The 18,336-nt window shown below is 39.6% G+C and carries 16 protein-coding genes and 1 pseudogene; 8 read left to right on the top strand and 9 right to left on the bottom strand.

Going from position 1 to position 18,336, the window contains the following annotated elements; genetic code table 11:
• Nucleotides 1-3: 3 nt before the first annotated feature.
• Together purR and sodB are read right to left on the bottom strand one after the other, a co-directional pair.
• A complete protein-coding gene (gene purR, locus AACX68_RS16690; protein ID WP_099108154.1) occupies nucleotides 4-1,029 on the bottom strand; it encodes an HTH-type transcriptional repressor PurR in 1,026 nt (341 codons plus the stop codon).
• Between the two features lie 530 nt (nucleotides 1,030-1,559).
• Entirely contained in the window at nucleotides 1,560-2,138 is a 579-nt protein-coding gene (gene sodB, locus AACX68_RS16685; protein WP_228858124.1) for a superoxide dismutase [Fe], read from the bottom strand.
• A gap of 359 nt (nucleotides 2,139-2,497) precedes the next feature.
• On the opposite strand from sodB, the gene AACX68_RS16680 reads away from it, so the two are divergent.
• On the top strand, nucleotides 2,498-2,839 hold the full coding sequence (locus AACX68_RS16680) for a Grx4 family monothiol glutaredoxin (protein WP_228858123.1): 342 nt from the start codon (nucleotides 2,498-2,500) through the stop codon (nucleotides 2,837-2,839).
• 54 nt (nucleotides 2,840-2,893) lie between these two features.
• Here AACX68_RS16680 and rnt read toward each other — a convergent pair whose 3' ends face one another.
• Nucleotides 2,894-3,544, bottom strand: a complete 651-nt coding sequence (gene rnt / locus AACX68_RS16675; RefSeq protein WP_228858122.1) for a ribonuclease T — start codon at nucleotides 3,542-3,544, stop codon at nucleotides 2,894-2,896.
• Between the two features lie 138 nt (nucleotides 3,545-3,682).
• Nucleotides 3,683-4,090 (bottom strand): lactoylglutathione lyase, encoded by a 408-nt coding sequence (gene gloA, locus AACX68_RS16670; RefSeq protein ID WP_228858121.1) that lies wholly within the window; start codon nucleotides 4,088-4,090, stop codon nucleotides 3,683-3,685.
• 253 nt (nucleotides 4,091-4,343) lie between these two features.
• Here gloA and AACX68_RS16665 point away from each other — a divergent pair, with 253 nt between their 5' ends.
• Complete coding sequence (locus tag AACX68_RS16665; protein WP_228858120.1) at nucleotides 4,344-4,583, top strand: DUF1289 domain-containing protein; 240 nt, start codon at nucleotides 4,344-4,346, stop codon at nucleotides 4,581-4,583.
• A gap of 679 nt (nucleotides 4,584-5,262) precedes the next feature.
• Nucleotides 5,263-5,700 carry a transcriptional regulator SlyA gene (slyA, locus tag AACX68_RS16660; protein WP_099108148.1) on the top strand — a complete coding sequence of 146 codons (438 nt, stop codon included), beginning with the start codon at nucleotides 5,263-5,265 and terminating at the stop codon, nucleotides 5,698-5,700.
• A gap of 79 nt (nucleotides 5,701-5,779) precedes the next feature.
• Here the strand turns inward: slyA and AACX68_RS16655 are convergent, their stop codons facing one another.
• Nucleotides 5,780-6,253: an outer membrane lipoprotein gene (locus AACX68_RS16655; RefSeq protein WP_228858119.1), complete on the bottom strand. Its 474-nt coding sequence runs from the start codon at nucleotides 6,251-6,253 to the stop codon at nucleotides 5,780-5,782.
• A 334-nt stretch (nucleotides 6,254-6,587) separates the two neighbouring features.
• Between AACX68_RS16655 and anmK the strand changes: the two genes are divergently transcribed.
• From anmK to pdxY, 4 genes are all read left to right on the top strand, one after another.
• On the top strand, nucleotides 6,588-7,697 hold the full coding sequence (anmK, locus tag AACX68_RS16650; RefSeq protein WP_228858118.1) for an anhydro-N-acetylmuramic acid kinase: 1,110 nt from the start codon (nucleotides 6,588-6,590) through the stop codon (nucleotides 7,695-7,697).
• Nucleotides 7,698-7,741: 44 nt separating this feature from the next.
• Complete coding sequence (gene pdxH / locus AACX68_RS16645; protein ID WP_228858117.1) at nucleotides 7,742-8,395, top strand: pyridoxamine 5'-phosphate oxidase; 654 nt, start codon at nucleotides 7,742-7,744, stop codon at nucleotides 8,393-8,395.
• A gap of 218 nt (nucleotides 8,396-8,613) precedes the next feature.
• Entirely contained in the window at nucleotides 8,614-9,885 is a 1,272-nt protein-coding gene (gene tyrS / locus AACX68_RS16640; RefSeq protein ID WP_228858116.1) for a tyrosine--tRNA ligase, read from the top strand.
• A 102-nt stretch (nucleotides 9,886-9,987) separates the two neighbouring features.
• Nucleotides 9,988-10,866, top strand: a complete 879-nt coding sequence (gene pdxY / locus AACX68_RS16635; protein ID WP_228858115.1) for a pyridoxal kinase PdxY — start codon at nucleotides 9,988-9,990, stop codon at nucleotides 10,864-10,866.
• Between the two features lie 142 nt (nucleotides 10,867-11,008).
• On the opposite strand, the gene fabI is transcribed toward pdxY, so the two are convergent.
• Both fabI and AACX68_RS16625 read right to left on the bottom strand, forming a co-directional pair.
• Nucleotides 11,009-11,797, bottom strand: coding sequence for an enoyl-ACP reductase FabI (gene fabI / locus AACX68_RS16630; RefSeq protein WP_099108142.1), 789 nt, complete (start codon nucleotides 11,795-11,797; stop codon nucleotides 11,009-11,011).
• Between the two features lie 407 nt (nucleotides 11,798-12,204).
• Nucleotides 12,205-12,402: pseudogene (locus AACX68_RS16625) on the bottom strand (IS6 family transposase); the annotation flags it as partial.
• A gap of 193 nt (nucleotides 12,403-12,595) precedes the next feature.
• Between AACX68_RS16625 and AACX68_RS16620 the strand changes: the two are divergent.
• Complete coding sequence (locus AACX68_RS16620; RefSeq protein ID WP_228858114.1) at nucleotides 12,596-16,351, top strand: inverse autotransporter beta domain-containing protein; 3,756 nt, start codon at nucleotides 12,596-12,598, stop codon at nucleotides 16,349-16,351.
• Here the strand turns inward: AACX68_RS16620 and AACX68_RS16615 are convergent.
• Both AACX68_RS16615 and AACX68_RS16610 read right to left on the bottom strand, forming a co-directional pair.
• Nucleotides 16,332-16,568: a hypothetical protein gene (locus tag AACX68_RS16615; protein ID WP_228858113.1), complete on the bottom strand. Its 237-nt coding sequence runs from the start codon at nucleotides 16,566-16,568 to the stop codon at nucleotides 16,332-16,334. The genes AACX68_RS16620 and AACX68_RS16615 overlap by 20 nt on opposite strands.
• Nucleotides 16,569-16,665: 97 nt before the next feature.
• Entirely contained in the window at nucleotides 16,666-18,246 is a 1,581-nt protein-coding gene (locus AACX68_RS16610; RefSeq protein WP_228858112.1) for a hypothetical protein, read from the bottom strand.
• Between the last annotated feature and the right edge of the window lie 90 nt (nucleotides 18,247-18,336).

The raw sequence follows: 18,336 nt of genomic DNA, 5'->3' as shown, positions 1-18,336 counted from the left end.
CTGTTAGCGGCGATAATCAATAAAAGGACCATCGGCAACAGAGCGCCGCTCTACAAGACGCGGGTGAACCTCAATGGTTTGGGCATCTTCACGTTTATTGATAATCCTATCAAGTAGCGTGGAGAAAGCCATTTGCCCCAGCCGCTCTTTAGGTTGGTGAATGGTCGTCAGTGCTGGTGTGAAATAGCGTGCATTACGGATATTGTCATAACCAATGATGGAAATATCCTGAGGAACGCGTAGACCCATTTCATCGGCAGCACAAATAGCCCCCATTGCCATCACATCCCCGCCACAGAACACAGCTGTAGGGCGATGTTTCTGGTTTAAGATCTTACACATTGCCTGATAACCTGATTCAGGCTCAAAATCCCCCTGAACGACCCATTCATCCCGAATAGTGATATTGGCTTCTTTCAGTGCCTTGAGAAAACCCTGATGACGCCCGCCACCTGTATTTCTGGCTAATGGGCCGGGAATGGAGGCAATATCACGATGCCCACGTTCAATCAAATACCGGCCAGCTAAATAACCACCGTGGAAGGCATTATCAATAATGGCATCCGTAAAGTCCCCTCTGGATTCCCCCCAGTCCATGACAACCATAGGAATATTGCGATAATCCTCCAGCATCCCCAGCAACTGTTGAGGATATTCTGAACACATAACTAATAAACCATCTACGCGTTTTTGCGCCAGCATCGCGAGATAAGCTTTTTGTTTGTCGAGGTTGTTATGGGAATTACATAAAATCAATGTATAGCCTTTGCTATAACAACTATTTTCGACAGACTCGATTATTTCAGCAAAATAGGGTGCTTCACTTGAGGTTGCCAATAACCCGATAGATTTTGTGTGATTGACTTTTAAGCTTCGGGCAACAGCACTGGGAGAATAATTCAGTTCCTTAATGGCAGCCCATACTGCGGCCTTCGTATCTTCGGCGACGAAACGGGTTTTATTAATAACATGGGATACGGTTGTGGTTGAAACACCAGCGCGTTTAGCCACATCTTTAATCGTTGCCATGATAAAAAGGACTCCTGACCTTTTGGTCTAAATTTGTATACCCTTCATCTGGATATAGAACTTTGTTAATTATTTGCCAGTATTATATTTGTATATAGGAAGATAACTGGCAATAATTTAGCGAGAAACCGTGAATTTTGTCTGATCTAGCTCAAAAGTGAAAGCAGTAATCGATGCTATAAAGTATATGTATTAAATATCACAGTGTGATTTTTAATCTTCGAGATAAATAATTGCTTAAAATTTATGGTGTTGCTGAGTCTTAATTTTCACGATGAGGATGGTTTATGGATACAGATCTGAAATTGGGATTATTGACTGCCTGTAGTGCGTTAGTCATGATTGTTTTTCTGGCGAGTCTCTGTTTGATCGCTTGAGTCCGGAAATAATTTTAAGCCCAGAAATAATACTGTGGTGAAACGCTATCTATTTTTTCAAGGGGAAGTTTTTCACGATTCAGAAAGTACTCATGAATGGAGCATGTGTGCAGAACCGGAAAAACTTACCCTTGTATTTAACTGATAGGCTAATTAAGCCAGATTTTCTTCCACAAACTGCCAGTTAACCAGAGCCCAGAAATGCTCCAGATATTGAGGACGTGCATTGCGGTAATCGATGTAATAAGCATGTTCCCAAACATCAACAGTCAGAACAGGCTTATCTTCACCAGTCAGCGGAGTTGCTGCATTGGAAGTATTAGTGATAGCCAGGCTACCATCAGTTTTCTTGACCAGCCATGTCCAGCCGGAGCCGAAGTTTTTCAGGGCTGCATCAGTAAATTGCTGTTTGAATTCAGCAAAAGAGCCGAAAGCTTTGTTGATTGCTTCTGCCACTTTGCCGGTAGGTTCACCACCGCCGTTTGGTGACAGGCTGTGCCAGTAGAAAGTGTGGTTCCATACTTGCGCAGCATTATTGAAGATACCGCCATCAGAAGTTTTGATGATTTCTTCCAGTGTTTTTTCGGCAAAGTCTGTACCTTTAATCAGGTTGTTCAGGTTCACAACATAAGCATTGTGATGTTTGCCGTAATGATATTCCAGAGTTTCTGCTGAGATATGAGGTTCTAAGGCATCTTTAGCATAAGGTAATGCTGGTAATTCAAAAGACATTGCATACTCCTTTTAATATCGGGTTTTTGGCTTTATAAACCATGATTCGTAAAGTATTAATCATGGATAGAGCAAATTTAAGCTTATTATCATGTTGCTATTTTAGTGATTATCTTAACAACTTTTCTGCTAAATAACAGGGAAAAAGATGCGATTTAATGATGAGCTGATGTAGAACTGTTCAGTTTTAATGGATTAAATATTTATAGGGTATGGAAACCTCAGCGATTACAAAATGTTGTTCATAATAAAAATTTGTAGCAGCACGTTCGCTGTAGAAAATCAGCACCAGAAAGTGGTATTCTGAATCAATCTTTTCTGATGCTGATAAACAGCACCTGCGGTTTAAGGAAGTAAAAATGACGACAATTGAGAAAATCGAACGCCAAATTAATGAAAACCCGATTTTGCTGTATATGAAAGGCTCACCGAAGCTGCCAAGCTGTGGTTTCTCTGCTCAGGCTGTTCAGGCTTTATCTGCTTGTGGTGAACGTTTTGCTTACGTGGATATTTTGCAAAACCCGGATATCCGTGCTGAATTACCTAAGTATGCTAACTGGCCGACATTCCCTCAGCTTTGGGTTGATGGTGAATTAGTCGGGGGATGTGACATCCTGATGGAGATGTATCAACGCGGTGAACTGCAAGCATTGATTAAAGAGACCGCGGATAAATACCGTGAGCAAGAAGACAGCCAGTAATATTTGATAATCATTATTGGAGCTAAGAGCCTAATAAAATAGGCTCTTAGTTTATCAGGCTTCGTCGTCCGGAGTGGCCAGAGGCCAGCCACCTAGTCGCTTCCAGCGATTAACCAATTCGCAGAAAAGCAGACTCGTCCGATCTGTATCATAGAGAGCACTGTGTGCCTGATTACTGTCAAAAGGGATTTCTGCTGTAATGCAGGCTTTTGCCAGAATAGTCTGACCAAGCACCAAACCACTCAGCGCAGCCGTATCAAACGTGGCAAAAGGATGGAATGGATTACGTTTTAAACCAGAGCGTTCAGCCGCTGCCATAACAAAATTGTGATCAAAACTGGCATTATGAGCAACTATAATGGCGCGATTGCAATTACTCCCTTTCATACCTTTACGGACCATCTTAAAAATGGCATGCAGTGCAGTATATTCGCTGACGGCACCCCGTAATGGATTAGTCGGGTCAATACCTGTAAATGCCAGCGCGGCGGGGTCAAGATTGGCTCCTTCAAAGGGCTCAATATGGAAATGCAGCGTATCAGCCGGCGCCAGCCAACCTTCTTCATCCATTTTTAACGTCGTTGCAGCTATTTCAAGTAGAGCATCTGTCCGCGCATTAAACCCGGCGGTTTCTACATCAATAACAACGGGATAATAGCCACGAAAGCGCCCACTGAGCATGTTTTGATCTTTTATATTAGACATCTGATTTTATTCTTAACTTCAGGATAGCGGATATTATGACAAAATTTATTGAGCATTGCAGAAGTAATATCTACCTAGTGGAAACGAAGGGCATGTTAAAGATGCCCTTGTATATGGAGACTTGCATATGGAAAATAGTTAATGGCCTAATGCACTACTGGCGCTTTTATTTTCAATAAGTTCGATTTTATAACCGTCAGGATCTTCAACAAAAGCAATAACAGTTGTTCCGCCTTTCACTGGCCCGGCTTCACGAATGACATTTCCCCCGGCACGTTTGATACGCTCACACGTTGCCGCAACATCATCAACACCTAAAGCAATATGGCCGAATGCTGTCCCCATTTCGTAGCTTTCAACATCCCAGTTGTACGTTAATTCGATGACCGCACCCTGACTTTCATCAGAGTAACCTACAAAGGCGAGGGAATATTTATACTCTGGATTTTCACTCGTACGAAGTAGACGCATGCCCATTACTTTAGTATAAAAATCAATCGAGCGTTGCATGTTGCCAACACGGATCATTGTATGAAGTAGACGCATGATTACCTCTTATGTTTATGGTTTTATATAAAAATATTAATTTTACGAAATAGCAAAAGATCAAAATTTCGTGCTCTGACCCCATTGTTTTTTAACTATATATGGTAAACATAAGGTAATTCAATGCGTCCTTTCACCTTTGTTTTGCTCACTACTATTTTGTAATCCATTATTTGATGTGAGCTGGATCTAGATAGTGTTGCAATTCTCTCAGAGATAATCGGTTAGGTAATTTTGTATACAGGAGGATGACATGGCTGAGCAACTAGAGTTTTTTGTTATTCCTAATCCTTGCAAGGGGATTTGTGAATTGGGTCCCCGTGGTTTCTGTCGAGGTTGCTATCGTAATCGAGAAGAGCGCTTTATGTGGATGAAATTATCTGATGGGCAAAAAAGAGAAATATTGCGGTTATGCCATGCTAGATATCTGCGGACACTCAAAAATAACGGGCATGATGAAGTTGTTCCATCAAAACAGCTTGGGTTATTTTAATTCACATTTTTAACTGTTAATGAAATTTTCTTATATGAATAATATTTCATATTTTCATTGTGGTTAAGAACTTTTGCCATGATAAAGTGATATTTTATTCATATTACCTATTTTTTATTTGATATAGGTCATTTAAAAATATTACAGAGATTGACTAATTAAATTCTTCAGGTAAAGGTTTCTTATCAAATAATTAATTATTGAACAATAATCGAGCTAATTGGTTATCTGTTTGTTTTTAATGGTTTTTATTATCAGCTTAACGCTAACTGTAAGATAAAAATGATATTAATGTAAAAATATATAGATTAGTATTTGGATGGCGGTTATTCTTATAGAACTTTAACCGAGCGGTATTGTGTCTATTTTTTGGAGTTTGTATCTGTTTCGTTGATATTTAAAATCTTAATAGTTAAGTTGGAGGATTATTTTATACAGTTTATATCGTTGGTGGATTAATGCGCGATTTTATTCGGTGCGCCGTAAAACTTCGCTCTTTAGGGCGACGAAGATGTCAACTTTAAGTAACAAGCCAACGCGATACTAATTAAGTAATTAGCGAAATATCTGACTCTACTAATGTGAGCAAGATATAGGATGCGTATCCATTATTCATATGAATAAACTGATTGGATAATTCATTGATGTTATATGAGTCTCTAATTATAAGGAGGGGTAATTGGAATTGACATTGGGATCAGACCTGGCACGTTTAGTTCGTGTTTGGCGCGCTTTAATTGATCATCGTTTGAAGCCGTTGAAATTAACTCAGACACATTGGGTTACTCTTTACAATATTAGTTTGTTACCACCGGAGCAGTCACAGATACAACTTGCAAAAGCAATTGGTATTGAACAACCATCCCTGGTAAGAACTTTAGATCAATTAGAAGAAAAGAAACTCATTACAAGGCACACATGTGCTAATGATAGGCGCGCTAAAAGAATCAAATTAACAGAAGAGTCAGAAAATTTTATCAGAGAAGTGGATAGTGTTATTGGTTCGACGAGGAAAGACATCTTGGAGGGAATTACTCATGACGAGTTAATTCTACTTGCTTCTGTAATAAAAAAAATCGAAAAAAATATTAGCCAATTACATAAACAGGTAATATAAAAATTAATCGATAAAAAGAAAATCGCGGGCCATATTTTGGTGATCCGCGATTTTTTTGTTTAAATATACTTTAATCCTATTAGATAGGGGAGACCGTTGTTGAGTCACCACTATCGGCAATTTTGATACGCTGCCCTTTACTGAATAAAACCTGATCCTGTTTTTGCACCACAACAATATTTCTTCCGCTGTCAGTACGGATTTCCAATTCGACACCTTTTGTCTGATCGATAGCACCTTCAATTCCTTGACCTGCCATTCCACCGACAATAGCACCAGCGGCTGTTGCAAGCCTCTGTCCTCTACCGCCGCCAACCGAATCACCTAACAAGCCCCCTAATACTGCTCCGCCAATCGCTCCTAGCATGTTTTGGTTGCCAGCCTGAGAGCCTTTTATAGTGACCGGACGGACAGATAAAATAGTTCCGTAGGTGACGTTTTGAATTTGTTTGGCCTGATCAATTGAGTAAGTATCACTAGACAGTGCTCCCATGTCAGCACATCCGGATAATGTTGTTACTACAACTGCACCAACCAGGAAACGTTTGAACATAGTTACTCCTAATTTTAATGCCTCGAGAGAAATCTGGTAATAACCCTACAATCAAGCATTCGGCTACAATGATCAGTAACAAGTATAATAATTTTACGAGTTACTTATTCTATACATTAATAGCCTCTCTATAAATATATAATAAATTTCTACATTGAATGCCAATAGGAATAATTCCTGACCAAAAGTTTAGCATGTTTTGTGAAGAGCTCTCCAAAACTCAGATTTTATCTCTTATATTTTGAGTGAAACATATATAGTCCAAATCAATGTGTTTTATAGTTACACAGGTTTATTTACAGATGTAATCCATTCTTTAAATAGGGGAATATTTATGAAGTCAGGACGTTATATTGGTGTGATGTCTGGCACCAGTATGGATGGAGTCGATGTCGTTTTAGCAGAAATCAGTGATAAGGCTGTTATACAGAAGGAAAATTACAGCCATCCGTTTCCTCAGGAGCTTAAGCAAAAATTACTGGCGATTTGTCAAGGCCAGCAAACCACATTATCAATAGTTGGGCAACTCGATTATGAGTTAGGAACGCTTTTTGCTGAATCAGTCAAAGGGTTATTAAAGAAGACCGGATTAACTGCGAATGATATCACTGCAATTGGGTGTCATGGTCAGACTGTATGGCATGAACCGGATGGTGAAAAGCCATTTACGATGCAAATTGGTGACAATAACCGTGTAACGGCATTAACCGATATCACGACAGTCGGTGATTTTCGCCGCCGTGATATGGCTTATGGCGGTCAAGGTGCACCTTTAGTTCCTGCTTTCCATATGGCGGTATTGGGCGATCCAACGGAAAGGCGTGTGATCTTGAATATTGGCGGCATTGCGAATATTTCCGCTCTTCTGCCAAATTCTGCGGTTAAGGGATATGATACCGGGCCGGGTAATATGTTGATGGATGCTTGGACATGGCGTCATAAACAGCAGCCTTATGATAAAGATGCACAATGGGCTGGAGAGGGTAATGTAAACAAAGCTCTGCTTCAGAAGATGCTTTCAGATCCCTATTTTGCACGTACTGCACCGAAAAGCACCGGGCGGGAATATTTCAATATGGCATGGCTGGAAAAACAGCTTGCTGATTTCCCTGATGTCAGTCCGGTCGATGTACAGGCCACTCTTGCTGAACTGACAGCCGTTAGCATTGCTGAACAAGTACTGCTAAATAATGGCTGTGAGCGCTTACTGGTTTGTGGCGGTGGTGCCAGAAACCCACTTATAATGCGTCGGTTATCTGCTTTATTGCCTGATACTGAAGTAGCAACAACAGACAAATATGGATTAAGCGGTGATGATATGGAAGCTTTGGCATTTGCCTGGCTGGCATTCCGTACCATGTCTGGGTTATCGGGTAACTTGCCATCGGTGACTGGTGCTGATAGGGAAACAATTTTAGGCGCAATTTATCCTGTTGCTGGCTGATAACAATGTTATGCTGAAACTCACTTAGAAATAGAGAATTAGACATGTCAGAACATAATGATACTCATATAGCAGAGCTGCGCCGTGAATATATGCGTGGTGGGTTACGGCGAAAGGATCTTACTGAAGAGCCGATGGCTCTTTTTGAGCTTTGGCTGAAACAGGCCTGTGATGCTGGGCTTAGCGACCCAACAGCGATGTGTGTAGCAACAGTCGATGAGCATGGGCAGCCTTATCAGCGTATCGTTCTATTGAAACATTTTGATAGCCGCAGTCTGGTTTTTTATACCAATCTTGGTAGCCGTAAAGCGAAACATTTAGCTCAGAATAACCGTATCAGCCTCCATTTCCCCTGGTATCAGCTTGAGCGTCAGGTCAGCTTTCTGGGCAAAGCCGAGCGTTTATCACCTCTCGAAGTAGTGAAATATTTCCATAGCCGCCCGAGAGACAGTCAGATTGCAGCCTGGGCTTCACAACAATCTTCCCGTATTTCTGCCCGAAGTATTTTAGAAGGGAAGTTTTTAGAGCTGAAGCAGAAGTTCCAGAATGGCGAAGTGCCATTGCCCAGTTTTTGGGGTGGGTTCCGGGTTGAATTTGATTCGGTAGAGTTCTGGCAGGGGGGAGCAAGCCGTCTGCATGATCGTTTTCTATACCTGCGTGAAGGAGATGAGTGGCATATTGATCGTCTGGCGCCTTAACTGCATTAATTACCGTTTTTAATACTGGCACTTATAGTACTGGCGTTTTATGCTATAGCACGCGATTTACAGCGAATCGCGACAATTAGACAATGATATATGCCTGATAGATTGCAAGTTGCAGTGCGGTGGTATTAAGAACAAATGATACACCCGATAAAGCTGCAACTTGGAAGATGAAGGATATAAGTAAAGAATACAAACCAATGGAGTCATTGATGTCTAGCAATAACCTGATTAAACAACTGCAAGAGCGGGGCCTTATTGCCCAGGTAACGGATGAAGAAGCGTTAGCGGAAAGACTGGCGCAAGGTCCGGTCTCTCTCTATTGCGGCTTCGATCCTACCGCTGACAGCTTGCATTTGGGCCATCTGGTTCCCTTGCTGTGTTTAAAAAGATTCCAGCTGAATGGACATAAACCGGTAGCTTTGGTTGGTGGCGCAACAGGTTTGATTGGTGATCCTAGTTTTAAAGCGACGGAGCGCAAATTAAACACAGAAGACACTGTTAAAGAGTGGGTTGAGAAAATCCGTAACCAAGTTTCTCCGTTCCTGAGCTTTGAGGGTGAAAACGGTGCAGAATTGGCCAATAACTATGACTGGTTTGGCCAAATGGATGTCCTTTCTTTCCTGCGTGATATCGGCAAGCACTTTTCCGTTAACCAGATGATCAATAAAGAAGCGGTTAAACAACGTTTGAACCGTGATGATGTTGGCATTTCGTACACTGAATTTTCTTATAACCTGTTGCAGTCTTATGACTTTGCTAATCTGAATGGAAAATATGGTGTTGAATTGCAGATTGGTGGTTCTGATCAGTGGGGCAACATTACATCAGGTATTGATTTGACTCGCCGTTTACATCAGAAACAGGTATTTGGTCTGACAGTACCTTTGATTACTAAATCCGATGGTACTAAATTTGGTAAAACAGAAGGTGGGGCAGTCTGGCTGGATCCGAAGAAAACCAGTCCATACAAATTTTATCAGTTCTGGATTAACACAGCTGATGCAGATGTGTACCGCTTCCTGAAATTCTTCACTTTCATGGACATTGAAGAAATTAATTCGTTGGAAGAAGAAGATAAAAACAGTGGTAAAGCTCCGCGTGCGCAGTATGTTCTGGCAGAAGAAGTCACGAAACTGGTTCATGGAGAAGCGGGTTTAACGGCGGCGAAGCGTATCACAGAGAGTCTGTTCTCCGGAGCAGTCGCTGATTTAACCGAAGATGACTTTGCGCAGTTGGCACAGGATGGTATGCCAGCGATTGAGCTTGAGAATGGTGCTGATTTACAGCAGGCACTGATCACTGCTGAGTTTGTACCTTCCCGTGGGCAGGCTCGTACCATGATTAGTTCTAATGCTGTTTCTGTCAATGGTGAAAAACAGTCTGAAGCGATGTATGTATTTGCAGACGCAGATCGTTTGTTCGGGCGTTATACTTTATTACGTCGTGGTAAAAAACATTATTGCCTAATTGATTGGAAATAATTCATAAAAGTATGACTAAGGGCAACATAATTGTTGCCCTTAAAGTATCTGGCTGTTTTATAACTCATTTACGGTTCTTAAAATAAAAAATCAGGCCTAATCATGAAAAACATTCTTTCAATTCAGTCTCATGTTGTTTTTGGCCATGCAGGAAATAGCGCATCTGTTTTTCCGATGTGCCGTATGGAGGTGAACGTATGGCCATTAAATACAGTCCAATTTTCTAATCATACTCAATATCCACAATGGCGTGGTTGTGTGATGCCACCAGAACATCTGGCTGAAATTGTGCAGGGAATTAGTGAAATTGATAAATTGGCATCCTGTGATGCTGTTCTCAGTGGTTATATTGGTTCTGCTGAGCAGGGAAACTATATCCTTGATATTGTAAAGCAGGTGAAACAGGCTAACCCTGAAGCATGGTATTTTTGTGATCCTGTTATGGGCCACCCAGAGAAAGGATGTATTGTGGCTCCGGGAGTTTCTGAATTCCTCTGTGAAAAGGCATTGCCTATCAGTGATATCATTGCGCCTAATTTATTGGAGCTTGAAACACTGGCGGCAACGGAAATCAAAAATGTGGAGCAGGCAGTATCAGCAGCCCGTCAACTATGTCAAAAAGGCCCAAAAATTGTTTTAGTTAAACACCTTAGTCGAGCAGGTTATCAGAAAGATAATTTCGAAATGTTGCTGGTGACTAAAGAAAATAGCTGGCATATCAGCCGTCCATTGATTGATACCGGTGAGCGTCAGCCCGTTGGAATTGGTGATTTAACCAGTGGCTTATTCCTTGCTAATTTGTTGAAAAGCACATCGCTGACAAATTCGGTATTACAGGCAGCGTTGGAGCATACGACAGCAGGTGTTTACGAAGTCATGCTGGAAACGCAAAAAAGCGGAGAATTTGAATTACAGCTTGTTGCTGCTCAGGATAAGATGGTGACTCCAGTCCATAAATTCAACGCTGTGCAAATCGATTAAGTATAAAAACAATTAATAAGTTTATGCTTCCGGTAAATTTGTACTGGAAGCAGTTTCTATAATGCAAACAGCGTAATAAAAAATAAGCCCAAAGATAAAACTACCTCTGGGCTTATTTCATTATATCAAATGATTATTGAAATTATTTCAATTCCAGTTCGTTCATGGCAGCGATGCTGAAGCCGCCATCAACATGCAGGATTTCACCGGTAATACCACCAGACAGGTTAGAACACAGGAATGCAGCCGCATTACCTACATCTTCTGTAGTGACGGTACGGCGGATAGGCGTAACTGATTCACAGTGTGCCAGCATCTTACGGAAATCTTTGATACCGGATGCTGCCAGAGTACGGATTGGGCCTGCGGAAATGCCATTAACACGAATACCTTCAGCACCCATAGCATTCGCCATGTAACGCACGTTTGCTTCCAGAGAAGCTTTTGCTAATCCCATCACGTTGTAGTTAGGGATTGCACGCTCTGCACCTAAATAGCTTAAAGTTAGCAGCGCTGAGTCAGGATTCAGCATACTACGACATGCTTTTGCCAATGCGACGAAGCTGTATGCGCTGATATCATGTGCAATTTTGAAACCTTCACGGCTGACGGCATTAACGTAATCGCCATCAAGTTGTTCGGCAGGGGCATAACCGATAGAGTGAACAAAACCATCGAATTTCGGCCATACTTTACCCAGTTCAACGAACAATGTGTCGATACTTTCATCTTGAGCCACGTCGCATGGCAGAACGATGTTTGAATTCAGAGATGCCGCGAATTCTTCGACACGAGGTTTCAATTTGTCATTCTGGTAGGTAAAAGCCAGTTCTGCACCTTGTTCGTGCATTGCTTTCGCAATTCCATAAGCAATAGATAGTTTGCTGGCGACGCCAGTGATTAGAATGCGCTTGCCGGTCATGAAACCCATAGCAGTTCCTTATTGTTCTTGATGTTCAAAATACCAGAATTAATAGTGTAGTGTATTAAGAATATAACCTACATAATTCGGGTATTCGTTGTTAGTAAACGGAGGAGATTCTACCACGCCGGAGAAAAATGTGGTGAGTTTCCACTACTGTTCCGATCAGTAAAGGAATTACTTTTATAATAAAACAAATATTTGTTGTTTTTGGTGTGCTGAGTGATAGCACCCAGATATGAATTACAATCAATTTACTTAGTTCTGTCCCATCAACAGAGTGCCTGCGAGAGAAAATGAATCGATTGTTTTTTGTACGATCGATTGATGGAAAAAGTCGGTGGGTGAAAGGAAACCCCCTGATCCTTGCAGATATTGTTCTTTATGCAATGTATTGACTCATTCAATACCGGCCAATAACGTTTGAGGAGCAATGGAATCAAACGGTGAACCCAGTAAGATAACGTGGAATGATCAACGGTTATGCTGCACTCAGCCATCACCTCTTTAAGGTTTCGTAAGCTCAGGGTATAAGCGAAATATCAACGGACATACTGCGCGATAATATCGGTAGGATAGTGTGGTCGTTTGAGACCATTTCGGATTAAACACATTGATAACTCACTCTGCAAAAATGCGCATGTTTACCGATCTGTTTTTAATGAGACAGAGCTGCCTCGCGGCACTTACACCAACGGTGTGCTAAAGTTCATTTTTTTTACTACTATTACAGTTGGAAATAGATGGGGTTGTTCAAAAGGCAAATCATTAACTCAGTTTTTATAAAAAATTCTAGGGTATTTGTATATGCTAACATACGTAAGAAAAATAATTCGTTTTTTTATTTTCCTCTATGCGTTGTTCATGCCTTCAGCAATCATTAATGCTGTAGCAGAAAATAACATTCAAAATAATCAGTTGAATGCTCAATTAGCAAAAAGCGATAAGACCTCAGAACCTGATATACCCCCAATTATTGGCAATAATGTTCACATGGTGAATAGTCTTTTATCTACTCCTTCTTCAGAACTCATTGAACAGGCCAAATCTTATGCTTTGGGTAAAGTTAACAACACTATCTCTTCCGAAGCTCAAAAATGGTTATCCCAATCGAGTACAGCAAAAATTAACTTTGGTTTTGACAGAAAAGGAAGGCTGGAAAATAATTCAGTAGATCTGCTATTGCCTATTTATGATAATCAAGCCAACTGGTTCTTTTTTTCTCAATTAGGTTACCGCAACAAAGATAGCCGGAATACAGTTAATCTCGGTTTGGGGGGACGTTATTTTTCTCAGGACTGGATGTATGGCCTGAATACTTTTTATGACTATGACATTACGGGTAAAAACAGGCGGGTAGGGTTGGGGGGGGAGCTTTGGGGAGATTATATTAAATTTTCCACCAATGGCTATTATCGCTTAAGTGACTGGCAAATCTCGCGGGATTTTGAAGAACATCACGAACGACCCGCCAATGGCTATGACATTAACGGCGAATTCTTCCTATCTGCCTACCCTAATCTGGGAGGCAAATTTTCTTATGAGCAATACTTCGGCGATAATGTGACGTTATTTAATCGAAAGACCAAGCAAAAAAATCCCAGTCTGGCAACAATGGGAGTGACGTATACACCAATTCCATTGATAACAATGGGTGTGGATTATAAACAAGGAGAGAGGGGACAGAGTGAGACCCAATTTCTGACAAACTTTAATTTCAGATTGGGTGTGCCACTGAGTGCACAGTTATCACCGGATAATGTTGCGTCAATGCGAACACTGGCAGGCAGCCGTTATGATTTAGTGGAAAGGAATAATAATATCGTTTTGGATCATAAAAAAATAGAAACAATAGAATTGATTGCTTTACCACCAATTATTGGCTATGGGCATCAGGAAATAGCGATTAGTGCGCCTTTACGATCTTTTAAAAATATAAATAATATTAGCTGGAAAGTAGTAGATAAGGAATTTGAAAAATATAATGGAAAACTTTCTGCTAAATCAGGAAAAAATATTACCGTTACGCTTCCCAGCTATCAGGATACACATAAACAGGATTATACCCTCGACATCGCAATTACTGATAATCAGGGCATAACTAAAAATACGCAGGTTCCGGTAAGAATTTTACCTTTTTTGATAAAAGGAACAGTAAATATTACGCCACCGAAACATCCAGAAGCGACAGGGAAAGAAGAAAATGGCTATACATTTGATGCTCCAGTTATTACTTATCAAGACTCACTTGATGGAGCATTTGTTAAAAATGGCAAAATTGATAATGTGAGCTGGACAACTGAACCCGCTTTAGGCGAGGAATCTAAATTAAAATTTAGATGGAATAACAAATCTGCTCAAACTAATGAAAAAGGTGAATTAACTGATAGTAGTGGGAAATTACTGACAAATGTTTTAGTTAGTAAAATTCCGAAAGATAATGTTGATATTTATATCCAGCTTGATGGTGCTCCACGACAAAAAGTAGGCTCAGTAAAATTCAGCGATTACAAAAACGATTACAAAATAGAAAACAATCAGCTTAATGTAACACCTGATCCCCAAAAGGCACTGATTGCTGATGGTAAGAATAAATATAAATATACAGCAAAAATCATTACTGATAATAATTTACCTGTTGATACAGTTAATAATGTGAAATGGAGTGCAGTAGGGAAAAATGCAAAAGGACACGAAGTTAAGGATATTTTTGTCGATGGTCCAACAGGAACAGTTAAGACAAATAAAGGAGTATTAGAAGCAACATTAAGCAGTTTAATTCCATTAAATGACGTTGTGGTAACGCTTTCTATCGAAAATAATCAATCTGTTTCAGCAAAAGCTGTTTCTTTTATTGCGGGCACTAAAGGGTATCATGTTGAAAAAATCCTCATTGATAAGCCAAGCCCACTTATTGTTAATGATACCTATACTTATACCGCTTATATTGTCGATCAGGATGGCAAGCCCGCTCCTGAAGGTCAGGAAATCTCTAATGTCCGATGGAGTATAAATAATAATATGTCGGGAATTACATTCACACATAAGGATGGCAAGGATACAACCGGACTAGGTGGTACACTTACCGCATCATTGAAGAGCACTGTGTCTGTAAATGCAGTGGTGGTTTCGCTGGCAGTAGAAGACCAGATAACACCGATTCATGCAACAGCAGTTTCATTTAATGATGATCCTAAATTCAACTATGTCAAAAATATCACTGTGTCTCCGCCAGAAGCATGTTCGAGTACAGGCTCATGCACATTATCTGCCGATGGTGAAGAAACCTATACTTATACCGCTTATATTGTCGATCAGGATGGCAAGCCCGCTCCTGAAGGTCAGAAAATCTCTAACGTCAAATGGAGCAAAAATAATAATACTCAGGGGCTGATATTCACACATGAGGATGGCAAGGATACAACCGGGTCCGGTGGTACGCTGACTGCAACATTGAAGAGTACTGCAATTGCAGACAATGTAGCTATTTTTCTGGCGGTAGAAGAGCAAAAATCACCTGTGAAAGCAAAAGATGAAGTATCTTTTATTGCGCCTTATATCCTGACACTTGATGTTGAACCGAAAACGCCTCCGAAATCTGAAGGTAAGGCAAATAAGTATACATTTACAGCAACAGTGAAGCGTGTAAAAAATAATAAACCACAGCAAGAACAAGATGTGCCAATAATCTGGAGCGCGATATTAGACAAAACCTCATTACCGGTAAAAGATCCTCATTTGTTTACAGAACAAAGTGATAAAACTAATCCGCAAGGGCAGGCTAAATTTACGATGTACAGTGATAAGGGGGGGTTTGATAATATCATCGTTACTGCATTAATGGATAAAAATTACCTTTTTGAGCCTAATGATAAGAATAAACCGATAACAGTGAGTATCTTGACAATACCTAAAAACGAAGAAGATATCTTGCTTTTTCCTTATAACTTTAATGGTCATAAATCGGCTCAATCTGGAAAAATAAAAAAACAAAGAATCTCCACGCGTGACTTAAATTTTGGTTGGAATAAATTAAAGTTTCTAACTGTAGTTCGCAATAATACTGATGTTCAAGGTTCTACGCCCTACTTTTATCCAGATGATAATAATAAAATAGTTGCTCATCAGGCTACAGCGAATAAAGAAGCATATTTGGAGGTAACAGAAACAGATAGAATTAATGCCAAACTACAAAGCCGGTGGAATTTCCCCTCAGGTCGTTATCTTTTATACCAGACAACTATCAATATGGATTTTATGGTATTTCCTGATCCTGGAGGTAATGGTGGACGCACAGTAGGAGCTCAACGGATTACCCCTGTTACACATTGTACGGAATTTCAAGATGTGAAAGACACGGATATGAGTCAAGGTATTAGAGACAGCATGCTGTCTAAAAAAGTAGATTTGAAATTTGCAGGATTATTAGGAAGTAATTCCAATTTTTCAGTATATAATTACATCGGTCTTGATGGCGCTAATTCTACCTATACGCAGACATACCCGATAGCACCTGTTAGTGAGAATGTAGAGAATGTGTATATTATGCTCTGCAAAAAATAATGGGATTGATGTTTATGTCATCTGTATTACTGATATTTGACGTCAAAAATAAATTTGGCGTCAATCTTTTAAAACTCACTCCTATATTTACTTCTATAGTGATAAATTTAGATTTTGTCGCATTAATGACAGTAGTTTGAGTAAAGGAAAGCTGCTTATTAATTAGGCTGTAAAATGATATAACATTGCTGCGATCGATAAAACCTTCTCTGGCCATGTTGACCCATCGCCTTTTTGATTCCACCCCACAGAGTAAGGTGGAATATCCGCACCGATATTATTTATTTCATGAATAGTAATCAAATTATTAGTCTTTAATTACTCCCTCCTAGAGCAACAGTATCGATAAGTCCTGTCCATACCTTTGACTTTTCTTTCTTATTAGTAATATAGTAAATAAGATAAATATGCCCTGCATGACCATCACTGCTTGCACCCCAATTTCTTAAAAATGCTGGTAGGATAGAATTCTCTAATTTTTTATCATGTACATCGCCATTATTTATCCTCTTCTTTTCTATTAAATTTTTATTTAAAGGAGGAAGTGGAGCACCTGTGTCAGGATCATAACCATTAATTTTGATATTCACTGAAATTGTATCACCTATTTTTGGCTGGTTCTCACCACCAATAGATATATAATACTTCAATCCGCCATCAATATTATCTGCGTTAACATAATAATCATTATTATCATTAATGCCATTATCATAATCAGAGATAGGCTCTCCATCACTACCAATAACTAAAACCTTATCTAAGGTACCATTAAACGGAGGTTTATTTGGTGGTTTATTCCCGGCCAAATCAAAAAATAATGATCCTGACTTGTAAGTTATCCCAAGATTATTAATATAGTAATACAATTCATTATATCCTAATTGAGTAATAGAAGCGTAAGGAATCTCAAGATCTGATCCGTATTCTCCTGATACACATACTGCATCACCATCACTATTTTTATTCATAACAAATAAAATATCTTTTGTATTATAATTAGCTAGTTCGGGTATTTTAACAGAAAAAACACTTTCATCCTCTACATCACTACTTTGTTGGGGTATAAGCTTACCTCCGACTAAATCAGGAATTCTGGGATAGCTTACTCCGTCAGTAGGAAGAAGATGTTCCGTGACAAATAGCATATTGTCCCCAGTAAATACAGTCTCACCCATCGTTGTCTTTAAACTTATTATCTTTGTATAACCGTTATTCACCTTTTTAGCATAAAATTTAACATCAATATTTCCTGATGGGTCAACATTCAAATAATATAACCCGTCATTGTAAGGATAAAGTGGTGTGCCGGCTTGGTAAGGAGAAAGATGTGAACCAACGCTATCAAACAAGAGGATATGGTTTTTATCATTTAGCTCCAGTGCTATTTGGTAACCCGGCAATATATTACCGCCTTTATCTCTTGGAGAAAGATTCATTTCTAAAAAAGAATTACTAGCTTGAGGGGTTGCTGTTGCTGGTTGGAAATCTTCAAGAAAATGTGATCCTATAAGCAGTGGGGCAAAAGTTAATGGTTGAATATCATCTGTTGTCATCTGGCTGTAAGTAAATGTATTATTTTGAAGCTTGCTACCGGCAATATCTACTGTAAATTCCAGCGTAAAAGGGGATTTATTCTCAGAATAATCTATATCAATTTTAAATGGAACTGTAAGTGTCTTTTCCGTGGTGTTGGGTGTTTTTTGCCGATGACTATCCTCATATTCACTCACTGTTATTTTTGGAGTGCCTGTGCCTGTAGATGTTACCTTAGATAATATCTTAGTGTTGCTAGTGATCTGATGGGTATTATCTCCGGTGTAAGTCACTGTGACCATAGTACTGGTGCCTTGAAACATACCTTTGCCTTTAAAATCAATACTTATTTTTTCAGCCATATTATTACCTTTTATATTATTTTTGGTTAACATCCATTAATTAAAGTATTAATATATTTTGTTATTTCACTGAGGGTATTTCTTAATGAC

Source organism: Xenorhabdus sp. PB61.4, assembly GCF_963894935.1.
Taxonomy (GTDB): domain Bacteria; phylum Pseudomonadota; class Gammaproteobacteria; order Enterobacterales; family Enterobacteriaceae; genus Xenorhabdus; species Xenorhabdus stockiae.
The sequence above is the reverse complement of the archived record's forward strand: the minus strand, read 5'-3'. Positions and strand labels throughout refer to the sequence as shown.

Coding starts and splice junctions, on each gene's coding strand:
- purR (WP_099108154.1), bottom strand. CDS start 1,029: ATGGCAACGATTAAAGATGTGGCTAAACGCGCTGGTGTTTCAACCACA.
- sodB (WP_228858124.1), bottom strand. CDS start 2,138: ATGTCTTTTGAATTACCAGCATTACCTTATGCTAAAGATGCCTTAGAA.
- AACX68_RS16680 (WP_228858123.1), top strand. CDS start 2,498: ATGACGACAATTGAGAAAATCGAACGCCAAATTAATGAAAACCCGATT.
- rnt (WP_228858122.1), bottom strand. CDS start 3,544: ATGTCTAATATAAAAGATCAAAACATGCTCAGTGGGCGCTTTCGTGGC.
- gloA (WP_228858121.1), bottom strand. CDS start 4,090: ATGCGTCTACTTCATACAATGATCCGTGTTGGCAACATGCAACGCTCG.
- AACX68_RS16665 (WP_228858120.1), top strand. CDS start 4,344: ATGGCTGAGCAACTAGAGTTTTTTGTTATTCCTAATCCTTGCAAGGGG.
- AACX68_RS16655 (WP_228858119.1), bottom strand. CDS start 6,253: ATGTTCAAACGTTTCCTGGTTGGTGCAGTTGTAGTAACAACATTATCC.
- anmK (WP_228858118.1), top strand. CDS start 6,588: ATGAAGTCAGGACGTTATATTGGTGTGATGTCTGGCACCAGTATGGAT.
- pdxH (WP_228858117.1), top strand. CDS start 7,742: ATGTCAGAACATAATGATACTCATATAGCAGAGCTGCGCCGTGAATAT.
- tyrS (WP_228858116.1), top strand. CDS start 8,614: ATGTCTAGCAATAACCTGATTAAACAACTGCAAGAGCGGGGCCTTATT.
- pdxY (WP_228858115.1), top strand. CDS start 9,988: ATGAAAAACATTCTTTCAATTCAGTCTCATGTTGTTTTTGGCCATGCA.
- fabI (WP_099108142.1), bottom strand. CDS start 11,797: ATGGGTTTCATGACCGGCAAGCGCATTCTAATCACTGGCGTCGCCAGC.
- AACX68_RS16620 (WP_228858114.1), top strand. CDS start 12,596: ATGCTAACATACGTAAGAAAAATAATTCGTTTTTTTATTTTCCTCTAT.
- AACX68_RS16615 (WP_228858113.1), bottom strand. CDS start 16,568: ATGGCCAGAGAAGGTTTTATCGATCGCAGCAATGTTATATCATTTTAC.
- AACX68_RS16610 (WP_228858112.1), bottom strand. CDS start 18,246: ATGGCTGAAAAAATAAGTATTGATTTTAAAGGCAAAGGTATGTTTCAA.